This window comes from Zobellella sp. DQSA1 (genome assembly GCF_041950555.1).
GTDB lineage: Bacteria > Pseudomonadota > Gammaproteobacteria > Enterobacterales > Aeromonadaceae > Oceanimonas.
Genome location: NZ_CP169531.1, coordinates 944,761 through 963,151, shown reverse-complemented (window position 1 = coordinate 963,151; position 18,391 = coordinate 944,761). Strand labels below are relative to the sequence as shown.

Sequence of the window (18,391 nt, the reverse complement as noted above, 5' to 3'; positions counted from 1 at the left end):
TAATGAAAAAACTACTTTGCTTGTGGTGCAAAGGGGTGGCATTGCTGGTTGCGACCGTCAGTCACACCATCGCCCTGGCCCTGCCCCTGCTGGCAGGCACCGTTGCCTTCGAAGTATTCGCCCGTTATGTGCTCAACAGTCCGACCCTGTGGGCCTACGACGTCTCGTTGTTTCTGTTCGGCTATATCGGCGCCCTGTGCGGAGCCCATGCCCAGTTGAAGAAGTCCCATATCAACGTGGATATCGTCTATCTGGCGGTGTCCCAACGTACCAAGAACCTGTTCAACCTGCTCTCCAACATACTGGGGGGGTTCTTCCTGTTCATCATCGCCAGTAAATGCTGGGAAAAGGCGCTGGAGGCCATCGACTTCGGTTATACCCGCCAGTCCGAATGGGGCCCTTCCATCGGCCACTTCTGGGTGATGGTGACCGCCGCCGCCATTTTGTTCTTGTTGCAATTGTCCAGTGACATGCTTAAAGATGCCTGGCAGTTGATTACCGGTGACTCCCTGCTGTCAGAGGACGAAGCATAATGAGTATCGAGTTGTTGACCGGCCTGCTGCTGCTGGGGGTCCTGATTTCCTTTTTGCTGGGCGCCCAGGTGGGCCTGGCCCTGGGCGGCGTGGCCATGCTGCTCGGCTATTTGACCTGGGGGGAAGGCATCTTCAACATCATTCCCACCACCATCGAAAGCACCCTGTTCAGCTTCGTGCTGCTGGCCATTCCGCTGTACATCTACATGGGCCAGCTGCTGACCCGCTCCGGCATCGGCGACGCCATGTTCAAGGCCAGCCAGCTGATTATCGGCCGCATCCGTGGCTCGCTCGCGATCAGCGTGATCGGGGTCTGCTCCATGATCGGCGCCATGGTGGGCATCATCGGCGCCGGCATCATGACCTCGGGCAGCATCGCCCTGCGCCCCATGCTGGAGCGCGGCTACGACAAGAAGCTGGCGCTGGGCGTGATCATGGCCGGCGGCGGCTTGGGGATCCTGATCCCGCCCAGCATCCCCATGATACTGTTCAGCTCCACCACCCAGACCTCGGTCGGCAAGATGTTTATCGCCGCCCTGGTACCGGCACTGATCTCCATTACCGTGCTGGTGCTCTACGTGGTGATCTCCTGCAAACTCAACCCGAGCCGGGCCCCCATCGGCCATGCCCTGGACGTGCCCAAGAGCCCGAAAGAGCGCTTTATCACCCTGCGTGACGGCCTGATGGCATTGCTGCTGATCGTGCTGGTGCTGGGCAGCATCATCACCGGCATCGCCACCCCCACCGAGTCCGGTGCCATCGGCGTGGTCGGTGCCCTGCTGCTGGCCATCATGTACAAGCGTTTCAAGCTCAAGATGATGAAACGCTCCGGCATCGAAACCGCGCTGCTGGTCAGTGTCGCCATCTGGATAGTGCTGGGCGCCTCGGTATTCAGCAACTTCCATCTGCTGATGGGTGTGCAGGGCATGGTGGCCGACTTCGCCGCCGGCCTGGACCTGCCCCCCATCATGATCATCCTGATGATGCAGGTGATCATGCTGCTGCTCGGCTTTATCATCGACGAGATGATCATCGTGCTGATCTGCGCGCCGCTGTTCACCCCCATCGCGGTGAGCCTGGGCTACGATCCCATCTGGTTTGGCATCCTGATGATCCTGAACATCGAAATTGCGGTGCAGACCCCGCCCTACGGCTTCGCCCTGTTCTATCTGAAAGGCATAGCCCCGCCCGGGGTCACCATGATGGATATCTACAAGTCGGTGCTGCCCTTCGTCATGCTCAAGCTGTGCGTGCTGATCCTGTGCATGCTGGTGCCGGATATCGTCACCTGGCTGCCCAACAAACTGATGGGATAACCTCATTATGTTCAAACAAATACTGTTGCCACTGGATTTTGAACATCAGGAGCTGTACCCGCAGGTGGTGGAGTCCGCACTCCAGCTCTGCCATCCGCAAGGGCAGATCCACCTGCTGTATGTCAATTCCGCCCGTATCCACCATGCGGCGGCGCCGCTGATGTCGAATGAGCTGATTGGCAGCATGGACAAGACCATGGAACAACAGCTGGCGGATTTTATGGCCCGACATATCCCCGTCGCCCTCCAGGGCCAGATATGGATTAAACACGGGGTGGTATACGACACCATCCTGGCCCGGGCCAGGAAACATCGGACCGACCTGATCGTCATGCCCGCTTCCCGCCCCGGTGCCGGCACCTACCTGCTCGGCTCCAACGCCTCGCGGGTGGTACGCCACGCCGACTGTGCCGTGCTGGTGATCCGCTAGCACGGGTGTCGGTGAGCTAATCGAAGGCGCTCAGCCCCCCGCCCGAAACGGCAGCCCTGTGCTGCCGTTTCGGGAACATTAGCGGGCGTTGTTCTCGGCGGTAAGCAGCTTGCCGTCCAGCGCTTCGAGGATAGAGCAGTGCTCGGCGCTTTCCTGGCCGCCGCAGCAGGCGTCGGATAATTGCTTCAACGAATGGCGAAAGCGTTCCAGCTCGGCAATCCGCTCTTCCACATCCTGCAGCTTGGCGTCGGCCACCTCCTTGACTTCACGACAGCTCACCTCGCAGCTGCTCACCCGCAGGGCAAGCAGTTCTTCGATGTCCTTCAGGGAAAAGCCGACCCGCTTGCAGCGCAAAACAAAGTGCAGCCGGTTCTTGTCCTCTTCGCTGTACAACCGGTAACCGGCGGGCGTGCGCAGGCTGGGCGCAAGCAGGCCTTCCTTCTCGTAAAAGCGCAGGGTATCGGCCTTGATGCCGAAGTGCCTGGCCAATTCGCCGATTCGATACATCCGTTACTCCCTTGCTGAAAGCGTGGCTTTGTTACACATAAAATCTCTTGACACCGAAGCAAATAGTCAAACAAGCCGCGTCAAAATACTGTAAAATGTGCCGCCTCCGTTCTGGCGTACCAGGCGGTTTGGTAAAGTCGGCAAGCCTGCCCATTTTACCAAACCCCCCGATTGATCGTTAAAGGAACGAGAACATAATGGAAACTGCTCGACCCATTCGCCGTGCTCTGCTGAGTGTGTCCGACAAACAAGGCATCCTTGAATTCGCCCGTGGCCTGCAGGCCCGCGGCGTGGAGCTGCTGTCCACCGGCGGCACCGCCCGCCTGCTGGCCGACCAGGGCCTGCCCGTGACCGAAGTGTCCGACTATACCGGCTTCCCGGAAATGATGGACGGCCGGGTCAAGACCCTGCATCCCAAGGTGCACGGCGGCATCCTTGGCCGCCGTGGCCAGGACGATGCCATCATGGCCGAGCATGCCATCCTGCCCATCGACATGGTGGTGGTTAACCTCTATCCCTTCGCCAACACCGTGGCCAAGGCCGACTGCACCCTGGAAGACGCCATCGAGAACATCGATATCGGCGGCCCCACCATGGTACGTGCCGCGGCCAAGAACCACAACGACGTGGCCATAGTGGTCAACGCCGGCGACTACGACCGCCTGCTGGCCGAGATGGACGCCAACGGCAACAGCCTGACCCAGGGCACCCGTTTCAGCCTGGCCATCGCCGCCTTCGAGCACACCGCCCAGTACGACGGCATGATTGCCAACTACTTCGGCACCATGGTACCGGCCTACCATGAGGCCGCCGCCGACTCCCAATTCCCGCGCACCATCAACTACCAGTTCACCAAGAAGCAGGATCTGCGCTACGGCGAAAACAGCCACCAAGCCGCCGCCTTCTACGTGGAGAACCAGGTGGACGAGGCCTCCGTCGCCACCGCGGTGCAACTGCAGGGCAAGGAGCTGTCCTACAACAACATCGCCGACACCGACGCCGCCCTGGAGTGCGTGAAGGAATTTGCCGATCCGGCCTGCGTCATCGTCAAGCACGCCAACCCCTGCGGCGTGGCCCTGGGCGAGAGCCTGCTGGAAGCCTATGACCGCGCCTACCAGACCGACCCCACCTCCGCCTTCGGCGGCATCATCGCCTTCAACCGCGAGCTGGACGAGGCCACCGCCCGTGCCATCATCGAGCGCCAGTTCGTGGAGGTGATCATCGCCCCCAGCATCTCCGCCGCCGCCAAGGCCGCGGTGGCCGACAAGAAGAACGTGCGCCTGCTGGAATGCGGCCAATGGGACGACAAGACCCGGGGCCTGGACATCAAGCGCGTCAACGGCGGCATCCTGGTGCAGGATCGCGACCAGGGCATGGTGGAGCAGGGCGACCTCAAGGTAGTCAGCAAGCGCCAGCCCACCGCCGACGAGCTGCAGGATCTGCTGTTCTGCTGGAAGGTGGCCAAGTACGTCAAATCCAACGCCATCGTCTACGCTAAAGGCGGCCAGACCATCGGCGTGGGCGCCGGCCAGATGAGCCGCGTCTACTCCGCCAAGATCGCCGGCATCAAGGCCGCCGACGAAGGCCTGCAGGTAGAAGGCTCGGTGATGGCCTCCGACGCCTTCTTCCCCTTCCGTGACGGTATCGACGCCGCCGCCGCCGCCGGCATCAGTTGCGTGATCCAGCCCGGCGGCTCCATGCGTGACGAAGAGGTGATCCAGGCCGCCGACGAGCACGGCATGGCCATGGTGTTTACCGGTATGCGCCACTTCCGGCACTGATAGGGGTCTGAGGGAGGCGGTTGTGGAACAGGCGGCGACTGTCGGGATGGGGTAACCTTACGCCGACTCGCCGTAAACCCATCCCTGGCGCCAACGGTCGGCTTAGAGGTCATCCCATCCCTCTTGCCGACTCATGCAGCCGCCTGTGGGACCTCCCCCGGCAGTACCAAGTGCTGTCGGAGCTGTCCCTTTGGTCTACCCTCAGTGTCCACAGGTTTCGTTTTTAACAGTTTAAGGAACAGACCATGAAGGTATTGGTTATCGGCGGTGGCGGTCGTGAACACGCCCTGGCCTGGAAAGCCGCCCAGTCTCCCAAGGTAAGCCAGGTATTCGTGGCCCCCGGCAACGCCGGCACCGAGCTCGAACCCAGCCTCACCAACGTGGCCATCTCCGCCACCGACATCAAGGATCTGCTGGCCTTCGCCCAGCAGGAACAAATCGCGCTGACCATAGTGGGCCCCGAGGCCCCGCTGGTGGCCGGCGTGGTCGACGCCTTCGAAGCCGAAGGCCTGACCATCTTCGGCCCCAGCGCCGCCGCCGCCCAGCTCGAAGGCTCCAAGGCCTTCACCAAGGACTTCCTGGCCCGGCACCGGATCCCCACCGCCGACTACCAGAACTTCACCCAGGTGGAGCCGGCGCTGGCCTACCTGCGCGAAAAAGGTGCCCCCATCGTGGTCAAGGCCGACGGCCTGGCCGCGGGCAAGGGCGTGATCGTGGCCATGACCCTGGAGGAGGCCGAAGCGGCGGTACGCGACATGCTGGCCGGCAACGCCTTCGGTGACGCCGGCAGCCGGGTGGTGATCGAGGAATTCCTCGACGGCGAGGAAGCCTCCTTTATCGTAATGGTGGACGGCGAGCACGTGCTGCCCATGGCCACCAGCCAGGACCACAAGCGCGTCGGCGACGGCGACACCGGCCCCAATACCGGCGGCATGGGCGCTTACAGCCCCGCCCCTGTGGTCACCCAGGAAATCCACGACCGCATCATGGAGCAGGTGATCATGCCCACGGTGCGCGGCATGGCGGACGAAGGCCACGTCTACAAGGGCTTCCTCTACGCCGGCCTGATGATCGACAAGAACGGCCAGCCCAAGGTGATCGAGTTCAACTGCCGCTTCGGCGACCCAGAGACCCAGCCGATCATGCTGCGCCTGCAGTCGGATCTGGTGGAGCTGTGTCTGGCTGGCTGCAAGGGTGAACTGGATAAAGTCAGTGCCGAATTCGACCCACGCGCCTCGGTAGGCGTGGTGCTGGCGGCGGGCGGTTACCCCGGCCACTATCGCCAGGGCGACGCCATCACCGGCATCCCCGCCGAGACCGAGGGCAGCAAGGTGTTCCACGCCGGCACCAAGTTCAAGGATAGCGAGCTGGTCACCTCCGGCGGCCGGGTGCTATGCGCCACCGCCCTGGGCAATACCGTGACCGAGGCCCAGGCCAACGCCTATGCGGTGACCCGCCAGATCCGGTGGGATGAAGTCTTCTACCGCAACGATATCGCCTACCGCGCCATCGAACGGGAACAGGAATAACGGCTGGAAGCCAGCAGAATAAGCAAAGGGGCCCTATTCGGCCCCTTTCTTTTTATGCGTTAGCCGTGCCTTAAAGCTGCCGTCCCAGCCAGTCGGCGAAGCCGGGCAGGGCGCCCAGGTGGGGCAATAGGGTGATGGTTACCTCTGGGTACTGCTCTCGCTTCTGCTCCAGCACCGAAGGCAGATCCGTCACCACATGCTTGCCCCGGGCCAGGAAATAAGGGAACAACCGGATGTCACTGGCGCCTGATGACACCTGGTTATCGATGGCCTGCTCCAGGCTGGGCTCGGCCAGTTCCCAGAAACCATGGCCGATAACAGCAAACTTGTCGTCCATGCCCTCGGCCAGGGACCTGGCAAAGGCGGCGATTTCATCATTGGCGGCCGCCCGCCGACTGCCATGGGCGACCAGGATAAACCCCTTCATATCACTCCTGCTTTAGGCTGTACCAGCGGCGCCTGGGCCGCCAGTACATCAACACAAAAATCCCAGCTGGAAATACGGTAATGCTGAATATCTTCATCCAGATGAGAACCGTGAGTCTGCTGATGAAACCAGGTCAGGAAACGGGACGGGGTGATCAGCTGGATCTGGCTGTCGACGTCTCTTTCATCGTCGTCCATAAAATCCAGCACATCGCTCCCCTCCAGTACCCGGTAACCGAACAGGTGTTCGAACACCAGCCGGTAAATCACCCTGGGCGGCGTATCGATATCGGTGGGCATGCCCATCGACAGTATCAGACAGCCATTCCAAACATCCTGATGCAGCTCGGTCAGCATCAGCCCTGTGGTCAGGCCACGGGCACCGGCCCATGGGGTTGCCACCTGTCGAATCGCGTTCACTTCCATAACAGCCTCCCTGAAACGGGAACAGACCTGGTTCAGTTATAACAACCGGACAATCAAAGGAGCAAGCGAAGGTGAAAAAAAACCCGGCGAAGCCGGGTTGGGGGCAGTTACTTGATCGCGTCTTTCAACGCCTTGCCGGCAACGAAACTGGGCACATTGGCCGCCGCAATCTCGATTTCCTTGCCGGTCTGAGGATTACGGCCGGTACGGGCGGCGCGATGGTTTACCTTGAAAGTACCGAAGCCAACCAGCTGAACCGGATCACCTTCCTTCAGGCTTTGAGTGATACCGTTGAGTACTTCTTCCAGGGCTGCCTTGGCCTGAGCCTTGCTCAAATCTGCTTTGGCGGCGATTGCATCGACAAGCTGAGTCTTATTCATAGGGTATCCTTTCTCACTTGGCATTAAGCGGTTGCCCACTCTATTCAAATTTCGGGCTCAAGCAAAGCCTTTGTCTCGAAGGCAAATATCAAGTGCCGTTGTTTTGTTCGGAAACTGCGGAAAACATCACATAACCGCAAGGGAAAGCGCCTGCAGCGTACGGCTGCGGACGACATCAGCATAGCCGACCGAAACCCCTGCTGCCAAGCATCAGGCCGCTCCCAAGGGCAAAACTTGCCGTAGCGGCTGGCGGCCCATGTCAGGACTCCAGGCTTTTGATCACCACGGTGGAGTCGCAGCGACCGAAGCCTTCGGCCAGCAGCTGTTCATACACCTGATGTACATGCTCGGTCAGCGGCAGTGTCAGTCCCTGCCGTTTCGCCTCGTCCAGGCAGATGCCCAAATCCTTGTGCATCCACTGGGCGGCGAAGCCGAAGTCGAACTTGCCTTCCGCCATGGTCTGGGCCCGGTTCTGCAACTGCCAGCTCTGGGCCGCTCCCCCGGCCAGCACCTCGATCAGGGTGGGGATATCGAGCCCCGCCTTCCGGGCGATCATCAGCCCCTCGGCAATGCCCTGCACGGCGCCGATCACGCAGATCTGGTTGACCATCTTGCAGCGCTGGCCCGATCCCACCGGGCCCAGCCGGGTGACTTTCTTGCCATAGGCGGCCAGCACCGGCGCCGCCTCGGCCACGTCCGCCTCGTCCCCGCCGATCATCACCGTCAGGGCACCGTTTTCCGCCCCCAGCTGGCCGCCGGAGACGGGGGCGTCGATAAAGCGCAGCCCGGCCTCGGCGGCCTTGCTCGCCAGCTCCTCCGCCAGCTCGGCCGAGGTGGTGGTGTGATCGACCAGCAGGGCGCCCGTCTTCATCCCGGCCAGTACCCCCTGCTCGCCATAGACCACGGCGCGCACGTCGTCGTCGTTGCCCACGCACATCATCACCATGTCGGCATCCCGGACCGCTTCGGCGGGAGTGGCCGCGCGGGTGCCGCCATGGCGCGCCACCCAGTCGGCCGCCTTCTGCGGGTTGCGGTTGTAGACGCAGATCTCGTGCCCCGTCTTGCACAGGTGCCCGGCCATGGGGAACCCCATGACCCCCAGTCCGATAAATGTCAGTTTCATAATGGGAACTCCCTCGCTCTTGAAATCGGAAATAGCGGCACGACGTTTACCGGGCCGCCGGTTTTTTTTGCAGCATGCGCTGCAGGGTACGCCGGTGCATGTTCAGCGCCCTGGCCGCAGCCGAAATGTTGCCGCCATGCCGTTGCAGCACGAACTGGACATACTCCCACGACTGCTTGCGAACCGAAGGCTGAAAGGCGACCAGCTCCCCGACCATCGGGGCCGGCGGCAAGTCGGGTTCGCTGAAGGCGGCGATGAGGGTATCCACATCCGCCGGCTTCGGCAGATACTGAGTGGCGCCCAGCTTGACCGCACTCACCGCCGTGCTGATGCTGGCATAACCGGTCAGAACCACGATACGGGCCTGAGGGAATTGCCGGCACAGGGCCGGCAACAGCTGCAGGCCGCTTTCTGTCCCCAGGTTCAAATCGAGGATGATACCATCGGGGGCCGGCGTCCAGGCCAGGGCGGCGGCGCCGTCTTGGGCCCATACCAGCCTCAATCCCCGCCGGGAAAAGCCCCGCTCGAGCAGAGTGGCGAAGGTCGGGTTGTCATCCACCAGCAGAAAATGCTGCATCATCGGGCCTCTGATTGGTTCTTTTGTCCGCTGCCGTCCCCCCTGCCCGGGCACCATCAGCCAGTTGCAGCGGGAGCCTGATCCGGGCATAGACGCCCCCATGGGGATGATTGCGCAGGGTCAGGCTACCGTGCAGGCGGGAAAAGGTCGCGTGCGCCAGCCAGACCCCCATGCCCAGGCCGGCCGGTTTGGCCGAATCCTGTTGATTCAGCCCGGCCTGATTGAGCTGCTCGTCACTCAGGTGCCCCTGGCGATTATGGATGCCGATATCCAGCAGGCAGTCGTCCACCACCGAGGTATAGAGCTCCACCCGGTTTTCACCCGCGTCGGCGGCATTATCCAGAATATTGAGCAGGGCGGCCCAGAACAGCTCGTCCAGCCATACTCGATAGTCGCGACTCAGGCCCTCGTCATACCAGTGATACTGCACATCGGGGCGCAGATTGGCCCAGCGATCCAGGTAACGGCGCAGGCGGTGAAACAGCATGACCGGTTCGGCGCCGGACTCCGCCTTGTGCCTGAGCTGCCACAGCACCTCCCGGCACAGCAGCAACTGCTGGTCCAGGGTGCGCAGGTGCGCTCGCCCCGCCTCGGACAGCCCCGGCTCGCAACCCAGCTCCTCGGCGAGCAGAAACAGGTTGTTGAGCGGTGTCGACAGTTGATGGGCGACCGAGGCGGACTCCATCCCCAGCAGCAAGAATCGTTCCTGCTCCTGCTGTTTCTGGTAGGCATCCTGCAGTTGCCGCTCCTTACGGGCCAGCTGGCGGATAAGCCAGGACACCGAAGCCGTGATCAGCAGCGCGGACAGGCTGAAGGTCAGCCACATGCCGAGCAGATGCAGATTGAGCAGCGGTAGCCCCGGGTCGCCATGGGGCCCATGCGCGCCGGCCGCCGCCAATGGCCGATACCAGTAGAACAGCAACAGATAGCCGGTCATGGCGGCACCGACACTCAGCCAGGCGAAGCGCGCCGAGCAGGTCAGGGCGGCAATCAGTACGGGAAACAGGTAGAGCGATGCCACCGGGTTCATGGCGCCGCCGCTGAACGCCACCACCAGGGTCAGCGCCACGATATCGGCCAGCAGGCCGGCTTCCTTCAATCCTTGCCGGCGCGGGCAACGCCGGCCGAGCCAGACCCCGAGTATATTGACCAGCCCCAGCCCCAGCAATACCAGCCATAATTCGCGGCCCAGCACCGGCAACAGCAGCCGGTCGGCAAGCAACAAGGATCCGGACAGGGCCAGGAAAAACAGCCAGCGCACCGCCAGCACAAACGGCAGGGTGCTGAAGGCCCGCCAGGGAAGGGGCGGCTCCGAGCCGGGTTCGCGCCTCATCGATCTCTCCCAAATCCCTTACTGTGGCATATCGTGCGATGCCGGCCCTTGACAGCCGTCAAGTCACCGCCTGCGACAATATGCCGCATTGTACCCACCGGCCGATGAAAATAGAGTCTGCCGCCATTGCAGCAGCGAAAGGTTGCGACCTTTCTGTCGCCAACCAGCAAGAGGCTAACGGCAGCGCCCATGAAACACCATTATCTTTTCTCCCTGAGCCTCCCCCTGCTCACCCTGAACGGCGCCCACGGGCAGCCTTACCAGGATGAACCACCGTCGAGCAGCGTCGCCACCAGCATTATCGTGACCGCCTCACCCCTGAACGGCCCCAACCGGATCAGCCTGGATCCCAAGTCACCGGTGCAGCCGATTCCGGCTGCCGACGGCGCCGGCCTGCTCAAGACCGTGCCCAACATGAGCATCACCCGTAAGGGGGGAATGTCGGGAGACCCACTGTTTCGGGGGCTAGGCGGGTCCAGGCTGAGCATTACCAGCGACAACGGCTATGTGCTCGGCGGCTGCGGCGGACGCATGGATCCGCCCACCGCCTATCTGTTTCCAAAATCCTTCGACGAGGTGGTGATCACCAAGGGGCCGCAGACCGTGACCCAGGGGCCCGGCCTGGTCGCCGGCTCGGTTCAGTTTCTGCGCCACCCCCGTTATTACGGCGAGGGGAAATTCAGCCTGGACGGCAGCCTCACCACCGGCAGCGCCGACCGCGTCGATGCATTCGGCGCCATCGACCTTGGCAACCGGCATGGCTATGCCCGGCTCAATGCCAACCACAACCAGGCCGGCGATTACCGGGACGGCGCCGGTAACCGGGTCCATTCGGCCTATGACAAAGACAGCCAGAGCCTGCAACTGGGCCTGACTCCGGACGAACTCAGCCTGCTGGAGCTGTCTTACGACCGCAGCCGGGGCGAGGCCGCCTATGCCGACCGGGCGATGGACGGCAGCCGGTTCGACCGGGACGCCTGGGGTATCAGGCTGGAGCGTCAGGCGATACGCCCCTGGCTGGGCAAGCTGCAACTGCAATATGGCCGCAGCTTGGTCGATCATGTGATGGACAACTATAGCCTGCGTCCGGTCAGCGGCATGTACAGGGCCATGAACCCGGAACGCGCCACCGACACCGCCCGGCTGATGGCCGAGTTCAACCTGGGCCGCCACCAGACCCAAGTAGGAATGGACTGGATGCAGGATGAGCACCGGTCGCGCATGGGAATGGGACTGACCCAGGCCGCGGCCGACGGCTACCGCAACAAGGCTTACCAGAACAACCAGACGTTCGAAAACCGGGGCCTCTTCGTGGAGGACGACTGGCAACTGAACGAAAGACAGCTGTTGATCAGCGGCCTGCGCCTCGATCACACCCGGGCCCGTTTCGAGCAGCTCGCCGCCGGCAACCCGCTCAAACAGCAGGATTACCGGCTGCACGCCGGCTTCGTGCGCCTCGAACACCGGCAGCAGGCCTGGACCTGGTACGCCGGCTACGGCCAGGCCGAGCGGGCGCCGGACTTCTGGGAACGCAACCGCAACAGCCATCTGGCCACGGAGACCAACCACCAGCTGGATATCGGCACGCTGTACCGCCGGGGCGGGCTGAGCGGCTCCCTGTCGCTGTTTGCCGGCTATGTGGACGACTTCATCCTGGTCGACAACCTGGGTCCCGCCAAGGCCCGCAATGTGGACGCCCGCCGCTTTGGGGGCGAGGCGGAGATCAGCTGGCAGTTCGGCACCGACTGGTCAATTAACTCCAGCCTGGCTTACACCCATGGCCAGAATCACAGCGAGGGTATCCCCCTCGGCCAGACTCCGCCGCTCGAGTTCAACACCAGCCTGGGCTTCGACAACGGAGACTACGAGCTGGCCCTGCTGATGCGCAACGTGGCCGGCCAGCACCGCTTTGCCGAGGGCCAGGGCAATATCGTCGGCCAGGATCTGGGCCCTTCTTCCGGCTTTACCCTATTCTCGGTCAATGGCGGCTGGCGGCTCAACGCCCGGCTGAAACTGGCGGCCGGTATCGACAACCTGTTCGACAAGGATTACAGCGAGTTCATCAACAAGCAGGAAACCTACTTCGCCGGGGCCAACCCGCAGACCGGCCGGATTTCGGAGCCGGGCCGCCAGTGGTGGGCCGAGCTGCAGCTGAGTTTCTGACAAAAAAAAGCAGGGATGGCGCCGTGACGCCATCCCTGTTGAAGGTATCGGCCATCGATGGCCGAAAGGGCACTTCTTGTTGTGGGCAAGCTGCGGGGAGTCCGGCCCCCCGCTGTTATCAATTGACGTTGGTACTCTCGAAAATCTTGTCCGCCGAGGCGGCGACGAAACCGGTATAGAGCCGGCCGTCCGGCCTGGCATAGCGCAGGGCGAACTCGTAGAAGCAGCTCGGCAGCTCGGCCTTGCCGTCGCTGAACTCGACGATGGCGGTGTCGGCCATGGTGGAGGACTGCTCCAGCAGCACCTCGGGCGAACCCTTGATTTCACCACCGGAGGCATTGAGCCGGAAACCCGCCTGCTTGAGCGCACTGTTCACCGCTTCCAGGCTGTCGAAACCGTCCAGCTCGTTGACACTGACGGTGAAGTGATTGGCGCGGAAACCATAGGCGGCCAGCCAGGCCGCATACTCGCTCTCTTCCAGCAGGGTCTTGTAGTCTGCATAAGAAACCTTCCAGGGCGCGCCGGAATAGAGGAAGTGGGTCTGTCCGGGCAACTGCTCGTCCACCTGTTCGATCAGGCCCGCGACGATGCGCTGCAGCCCCGGAGAACACTGCTCCAGCAGCAGCTCGCTGATAAACACCTTGGGCGCGGTGGCGTCGGTGGGGTGTTCGAAGTGCTTGGCGTAGAGTTTCTTGGCCTCGAAGTGGTATTCGCCCTTCTCCTCGTAGCCCAGAGCCAGCACATGGGCTGCCAGCTTGTCCAGGCCCAGCCTGGGGTGGCGGAAAGTACGGAAAGCCACGTGATCGTTGATGATGGCCTTGCCACCGCCCAGCAGCTGGTGGATCTCCAGGGCGCTGGGGGTCACCGTCAGATAGTCCTGCCACAGGGCGCCGAACAGTTCATTAACCGAAGTGTGCATGCTCTTTTTCCTTATTGTGGGGTCATCCCTATTTCACACAATCTGGCCGGCCGAGTATCTCGCCCGGCCGTTCAGTACCTTATTGCCGACCGGCAGAGAGCGCCGGCCGACCTTGTCTCCTCCCCCACCCCGGCCAGGGCCGGGGCCTTCAATATGTGAGCGTTAAAACTGCAGCCCCGGCGACAGGCTGGCCGGCATGGTCACCCTGTCATCTTCCACCGACGCCACCGGATAGGCGCAGTAGTCCGCCGCATAGTAGGCACTGGCCCTGTGGTTGCCGCTCTCGCCGATACCGCCGAAAGGCGCGGCGCTGGAAGCGCCGGTGATCGGCTTGTTCCAGTTGACGATACCGGCCCGGATGCGACGGAAGAAGTAGTCCCAGTCTTCCTGTTTGTCGGACAGCAGCCCGGCCGAGAGTCCGTAGCGGGTGTTGTTGGCAATGACCAGCGCTTCGGGCAGCTCATGGTAGCGGATCACCTGCAACAGCGGACCGAAGTATTCCTCATCCGGCAGCTCACCAATGGCGGTGACGTCGATGATACCCGGCGACACCAGGCCGGTGCCGGCCTGCAGGTGCTTGAGCATCAGCAGCGACTCGCCGCCCAGGGCCAGCAGGTGGGCCTGGGCCGCCACCATGGACTTGGCCGCCTTCTCGGAGATCATCGAGCCCATGAAAGGCTGGGGATCCGCATCATACTGGCCGACCCGGATGGCCCTGGTCACCTCCACCAGCCGTGCCAGGATGCGATCGCCGGCCTCGCCCTTGGGCAGCAGCAGGCGGCGCGAGCAGGTACAGCGCTGGCCGGAGGTAATAAAGGCGGACTGCACTATGGTATGCACGGCGGCGTCCACGTCTTCCACCTGGGTCACCACCAGCGGGTTGTTGCCGCCCATCTCCAGGGCCAGGATCTTGCCCGGCTGGCCGGAGAACTGGCTGTGCAGCAGGTTGCCGGTGCGGGACGAACCGGTGAAAAACAGGCCGTCGATACCCGGATGGGCCGCCAGCGCCTTGCCGGTGGCTACCTCGCCCTGCACCAGGTTGAGCACCCCGGCGGGCAGGCCGGCCTGCTCCCACAGTTTGACCATCTCCTCGGCCACCATGGGGGTCAGCTCGGACGGCTTGAACACCACGGTGTTACCGGCGATCAGCGCCGGCACTATGTGGCCGTTGGGCAGGTGGCCGGGGAAGTTGTAGGGTCCGAACACCGCCACCACGCCGTGGGGCTTGTGACGCACGAAGGCACGGGCACCGGGCATGGGATTTTCCACCGTGCCGGTACGCTCGAAATAGGCCTTCTCGGAGATGCCGACCTTGCCGACCATGGCCGCCACTTCGGTCAGGGTTTCCCACCGGGGCTTGCCGGTCTCCCGGGCGATGAGCTGCGCCAGGCTTTCCTTGTGCTCGTTGAGCTGTTCGGCATAGCGCCTGGCGATGGCCAGCCGCTCTTCGACCGGTCGCTCGGCCCAGGCCACGGACGCTTCGCGGGCGGCGGCGATGGCCACATCCACCTGTTCGGGGCTGGCGGCCGCGCCGCGCCAGATTTCTTCATTCCTGGCCGGATCCAGGGAGACGAACACCTCGCCCTCGCCCGCCAGCCATTGACCATTGATATATTGCACTGCTTGAGTCATCGCCTTACATCTCCACTACCCGGACGCTGTCGCCGTCTTCCACCTTGAGCAGGCGGGCAACCTCTGGGGTCATCACCGCCTGGGCTTTTTCTTCATTGACCGCCATGTCACCGATCAGGGCCCGGAAAGCGTCGAACCGGGTGTTGCTGATCAGATACTTGCCGGCATGTACCGGATGGCCAACCTGCACCGTCAGCCGGCGGCTGTTGCGCACGGTGCGGATCTGCTTGAGGTCGCACTCCACGCTGGGGCCGGCGTCGAAGATGTCGACATAGCCGCGCCAGGAGAAGCCTTCTTCCTCCAGCAGACGCAGGGCCGGCCGGGTCTTGTCGTGGGTCTTGCCGATCACCGCCCTCGCCTCTTTCGACAACAGATTGACGTAGATCGGGTACTTGGGCATCAGATCGGCGATAAAACCTTTGTGACCGATACCGGTAAGATAATCGACCGTGGGGAAGTCCATGGAGAAAAAGTGCTCCTGCAGCCAGCTCCAGAAGGGGCTGTTACCGCCGTCGTCGGAGACACCGCGCATTTCGGCCAGGATACGATGGTCGAACAGCTCGGAAAACTCGGCCAGGAACAGGAAACGGCACTTGGACAACAGCCGGCTGTTCATCCCTTCCCGCGCCTGCTCGCGCAGGAACAGGGTGCACAACTCACTGACCCCGGTGTAGTCGTTGGTCAGGGTCAGGGTTTCCACCACGTTGTAGATGCCCAGCTTGCGCGAGCTGTGTACCTGCTTGCCCAGCAAGTAGGTATAAAAGGGTGAAGACAGGCCGACGGCCGCATCCAGGGCGGTGGTGCCCAGCACCTCGCCGGTGTCGCTGTCTTCCGCCACAAAGAAATACAGGCATTCTCCCTTGCCCGCCGGCCGGCAGGAAAACGAAGAGATGGAATGATCAATCTTGTTTTGCAACAACTCGTCATTGACCGGCAGCGAGGTAAACCCATGGCCGGACTCGATGGCGATCTGCTTGAGGGTGGGAAAATCTCTCTGCTCGATGGGGCGAATCACCAACATGCAGAACTCCTTATTACGCTATTGGCGACCAGAGCGAGGCAACCCTGCCCCGCTCTTAATACCTGTCGCCGGAATGTATTTAGCCGTTCACAACCCGGGCCACGGCACGCTCGAAGCGGGCCAGCCCTTCGGCCACCTCTTCCTTGGTGATCACCAGGGAAGGGGCGAAACGAACCACATTGGCGCCGGCGATCAGCACCATCAGCTGTTCTTCCATCGCCGCCAGCAGGAAGTCGCGGGCACGGCCCTGATACTGCTCGTTCATCACGCAGCCGAGCAGCAGGCCCTTGCCGCGGATCTGCCCGAAGCAGCCGTACTTGGCATTGATGGCTTCCAGCCCTTCCCGGTACCAGGTTTCCCGTTCTTTCACGCCGTTCAGTACCGCCGGATCCTTGACGGTGTCGAAGGCCGCCTCGGCCACCGCACAGGCCAGGGGGTTACCGCCGTAGGTAGAGCCGTGGGTGCCAACCTTGAGGGCTGCCGCAATCCTGGTGGTGGTGAGCATGGCGCCGATGGGGAAACCGCCACCCAGGGCCTTGGCGCTGGTGAGGATATCGGGCGTTACGCCCAGATCCATGTAGGCATAGAGGGCGCCGGTACGACCCACACCGGTCTGCACTTCGTCGAACACCAGTAGCGCATTGTGCTGGTCGCACAGCTCGCGTACCGCCTGCACGAAGGCCGGCTCGGGGCTGATAATGCCGCCTTCCCCTTGCAGCGGCTCCATCACCACGGCACAGGTGCGATCGGAAATCAGCGCCTTGAGCGCGGCCAGATCGTTGTAGGGCACATGGTCGACGTCGGCCGGCTTGGGACCGAAACCGTCGGAATAGGCGGCCTGGCCCCCGACGGTGACGGTAAAGAAGGTACGACCGTGGAACCCCTGGGTGAAGGCGATGATTTGGGTTTTTTCCGGACCAAAGTTATCGATGGCGTAACGACGGGCCAGCTTGAGGGCCGCTTCGTTGGCCTCGGCGCCGGAGTTGCAGAAATACACCTTCTCGGCGAAGGTGGCGTCCACCAGTTTCTTGGCCAGGCGCAGGGCCGGCTCGTTGGTCATCACGTTGCTCAGGTGCCAGAGTTTTTCACCCTGCTCCTTCAGTGCGGAGACCAGTGCCGGATGGCAATGGCCCAGACAGTTGACCGCAATACCGCCGGCAAAATCGATGTATTCCCGGCCCTGCTGATCCCATAGCCGGGCGCCCTGGCCCCGAACCGGGATCACCTGGGCGGGGGCATAGTTGGGGACCATGACCTGGTCGAATAATTCGCGGGTGACTGCCATATCAGACATGCTTATCTCCTCCAGATACCGCAGCTTGCTCTGCGACAAAAGTTAAATCCATGTAAACACGCGAGCATTATTGCAAAACACTGGTGACTTGTCTCTATACATACCAAATATTTTAGTCATTTATTCGGTAACAATAAAAAATATAGTCATTTATATTGCATAAGCTCGCATCAAAACCGCCGGCCCCGGCTGCGACCAGCACCCGGGATGCATAAAAGGGCAACCGAAAAATTTTTCAGCGGCCTGCCCGGCAGACGGAAACCGCATTATTCCCGGGATAAGGGCCGCTGACGAACGAAAAACACTGATAGCCCCGATAAGTAAAACTAATAGTAGAAGCCGACAGCAGGATTTCTAATGGGCCGCAGACGGCACCAGGAAAGGACTCAAATAAGTTCGATGAAGTTCTGCAGCAGGCGATGGCCGCCTTCGGTAAGGATGCTCTCGGGATGGAACTGTACGCTGTGCAGGGGCAGGCGGCGATGCCGCATGCCCATGATCTCGTCCCGCCCGCCCGCGGCGGTTTCGGTCCAGGCAGTCAGTTCGAAACAGTCCGGCAGGCTGGCGGTATCCACCACCAGGGAGTGGTAACGGGTGACGGTAAGCGGATCCGGCAGCCCCTTGAACACCCCACGGCCGATATGGCGGATGGCCGAGGTCTTGCCGTGCATCACCTGGCGGGCGCGTACCACCCGCCCGCCGAAAGCCTGGGCGATGGCCTGGTGCCCCAGGCAGACGCCGAGGATGGGCATGACGCCGGCAAACCGGGTGATGGCCGCCAGCGACACCCCCGCCTCGTTCGGCGTGCAGGGCCCGGGCGAGATCACCAGCCCCCGCGGCGCCAGCGCGGCGATCTCGTCCAGGGCGATCTCGTCGTTGCGGCGCACCACCACCTCCTGCCCCAGCTCACCGAAGTACTGCACCAGGTTCCAGGTAAAGGAGTCGTAGTTGTCGATCATCAACAGCATATTTAACTTATCTATTTGATTTAAAATAATAAA

General features: G+C 62.3%; 18 protein-coding genes. 6 read left to right on the top strand and 12 right to left on the bottom strand.

What is annotated here, in order from left to right; translation table 11 throughout:
- Positions 1–2 precede the first annotated feature (2 nt).
- The 3 genes from ACEVBK_RS04625 to ACEVBK_RS04615 are packed head-to-tail and all read left to right on the top strand — an operon-like array spanning position 3 to position 2,279.
- Positions 3–533 carry a TRAP transporter small permease subunit gene (locus ACEVBK_RS04625; RefSeq protein ID WP_375057420.1) on the top strand — a complete coding sequence of 177 codons (531 nt, stop codon included), beginning with the start codon at positions 3–5 and terminating at the stop codon, positions 531–533.
- Positions 533–1,849, top strand: coding sequence for a TRAP transporter large permease subunit (locus tag ACEVBK_RS04620; protein WP_375057419.1), 1,317 nt, complete (start codon positions 533–535; stop codon positions 1,847–1,849). Before ACEVBK_RS04625 ends, ACEVBK_RS04620 begins: the two co-directional genes overlap by 1 nt.
- Positions 1,850–1,856: 7 nt before the next feature.
- On the top strand, positions 1,857–2,279 hold the full coding sequence (locus tag ACEVBK_RS04615; protein WP_375057418.1) for a universal stress protein: 423 nt from the start codon (positions 1,857–1,859) through the stop codon (positions 2,277–2,279).
- A gap of 78 nt (positions 2,280–2,357) precedes the next feature.
- Here ACEVBK_RS04615 and zntR read toward each other — a convergent pair whose 3' ends face one another.
- Entirely contained in the window at positions 2,358–2,786 is a 429-nt protein-coding gene (zntR, locus tag ACEVBK_RS04610; RefSeq protein ID WP_375057417.1) for a Zn(2+)-responsive transcriptional regulator, read from the bottom strand.
- A 197-nt stretch (positions 2,787–2,983) separates the two neighbouring features.
- Between zntR and purH the strand changes: the two genes are divergently transcribed.
- Positions 2,984–4,567, top strand: a complete 1,584-nt coding sequence (purH, locus tag ACEVBK_RS04605; protein WP_375057416.1) for a bifunctional phosphoribosylaminoimidazolecarboxamide formyltransferase/IMP cyclohydrolase — start codon at positions 2,984–2,986, stop codon at positions 4,565–4,567.
- 245 nt (positions 4,568–4,812) lie between these two features.
- Complete coding sequence (gene purD, locus ACEVBK_RS04600) at positions 4,813–6,096, top strand: phosphoribosylamine--glycine ligase (RefSeq protein WP_375057415.1); 1,284 nt, start codon at positions 4,813–4,815, stop codon at positions 6,094–6,096.
- 70 nt (positions 6,097–6,166) lie between these two features.
- Here the strand turns inward: purD and ACEVBK_RS04595 are convergent, their stop codons facing one another.
- From ACEVBK_RS04595 to ACEVBK_RS04570, 6 genes are all read right to left on the bottom strand, one after another.
- A complete protein-coding gene (locus tag ACEVBK_RS04595; protein ID WP_375057414.1) occupies positions 6,167–6,523 on the bottom strand; it encodes a sirohydrochlorin chelatase in 357 nt (118 codons plus the stop codon).
- Positions 6,520–6,948 carry a hypothetical protein gene (locus tag ACEVBK_RS04590; protein WP_375057413.1) on the bottom strand — a complete coding sequence of 143 codons (429 nt, stop codon included), beginning with the start codon at positions 6,946–6,948 and terminating at the stop codon, positions 6,520–6,522. The genes ACEVBK_RS04595 and ACEVBK_RS04590 overlap by 4 nt, the downstream gene beginning before the upstream one ends.
- Positions 6,949–7,055: 107 nt before the next feature.
- Entirely contained in the window at positions 7,056–7,328 is a 273-nt protein-coding gene (hupA, locus tag ACEVBK_RS04585) for a nucleoid-associated protein HU-alpha (protein WP_375057412.1), read from the bottom strand.
- 259 nt (positions 7,329–7,587) lie between these two features.
- Positions 7,588–8,484 (bottom strand): NAD(P)-dependent oxidoreductase, encoded by an 897-nt coding sequence (locus ACEVBK_RS04580; RefSeq protein WP_375058516.1) that lies wholly within the window; start codon positions 8,482–8,484, stop codon positions 7,588–7,590.
- A gap of 13 nt (positions 8,485–8,497) precedes the next feature.
- Entirely contained in the window at positions 8,498–9,031 is a 534-nt protein-coding gene (locus ACEVBK_RS04575; RefSeq protein ID WP_375057411.1) for a response regulator transcription factor, read from the bottom strand.
- Entirely contained in the window at positions 9,003–10,361 is a 1,359-nt protein-coding gene (locus ACEVBK_RS04570) for a sensor histidine kinase (RefSeq protein WP_375057409.1), read from the bottom strand. Before ACEVBK_RS04570 ends, ACEVBK_RS04575 begins: the two co-directional genes overlap by 29 nt.
- Before the next feature lie 189 nt (positions 10,362–10,550).
- On the opposite strand from ACEVBK_RS04570, the gene ACEVBK_RS04565 reads away from it, so the two are divergent.
- Positions 10,551–12,524, top strand: a complete 1,974-nt coding sequence (locus tag ACEVBK_RS04565; RefSeq protein WP_375057408.1) for a TonB-dependent copper receptor — start codon at positions 10,551–10,553, stop codon at positions 12,522–12,524.
- Positions 12,525–12,642: 118 nt separating this feature from the next.
- On the opposite strand, the gene ACEVBK_RS04560 is transcribed toward ACEVBK_RS04565, so the two are convergent.
- From ACEVBK_RS04560 to ACEVBK_RS04540, 5 genes are all read right to left on the bottom strand, one after another.
- Entirely contained in the window at positions 12,643–13,443 is an 801-nt protein-coding gene (locus tag ACEVBK_RS04560) for a DUF1338 domain-containing protein (protein ID WP_375057407.1), read from the bottom strand.
- 162 nt (positions 13,444–13,605) lie between these two features.
- Positions 13,606–15,075 (bottom strand): succinylglutamate-semialdehyde dehydrogenase, encoded by a 1,470-nt coding sequence (gene astD / locus ACEVBK_RS04555; protein ID WP_375057406.1) that lies wholly within the window; start codon positions 15,073–15,075, stop codon positions 13,606–13,608.
- A 4-nt stretch (positions 15,076–15,079) separates the two neighbouring features.
- The gene (gene astA, locus ACEVBK_RS04550) at positions 15,080–16,096 is read right to left on the bottom strand and encodes an arginine N-succinyltransferase (protein WP_375057405.1); all 1,017 of its coding nucleotides are present in this window, start codon (positions 16,094–16,096) and stop codon (positions 15,080–15,082) included.
- Positions 16,097–16,175: 79 nt separating this feature from the next.
- On the bottom strand, positions 16,176–17,390 hold the full coding sequence (locus ACEVBK_RS04545; protein ID WP_375057404.1) for an aspartate aminotransferase family protein: 1,215 nt from the start codon (positions 17,388–17,390) through the stop codon (positions 16,176–16,178).
- Between the two features lie 386 nt (positions 17,391–17,776).
- Positions 17,777–18,358 carry an anthranilate synthase component II gene (locus tag ACEVBK_RS04540; protein WP_375057403.1) on the bottom strand — a complete coding sequence of 194 codons (582 nt, stop codon included), beginning with the start codon at positions 18,356–18,358 and terminating at the stop codon, positions 17,777–17,779.
- Positions 18,359–18,391: the final 33 nt, after the last annotated feature.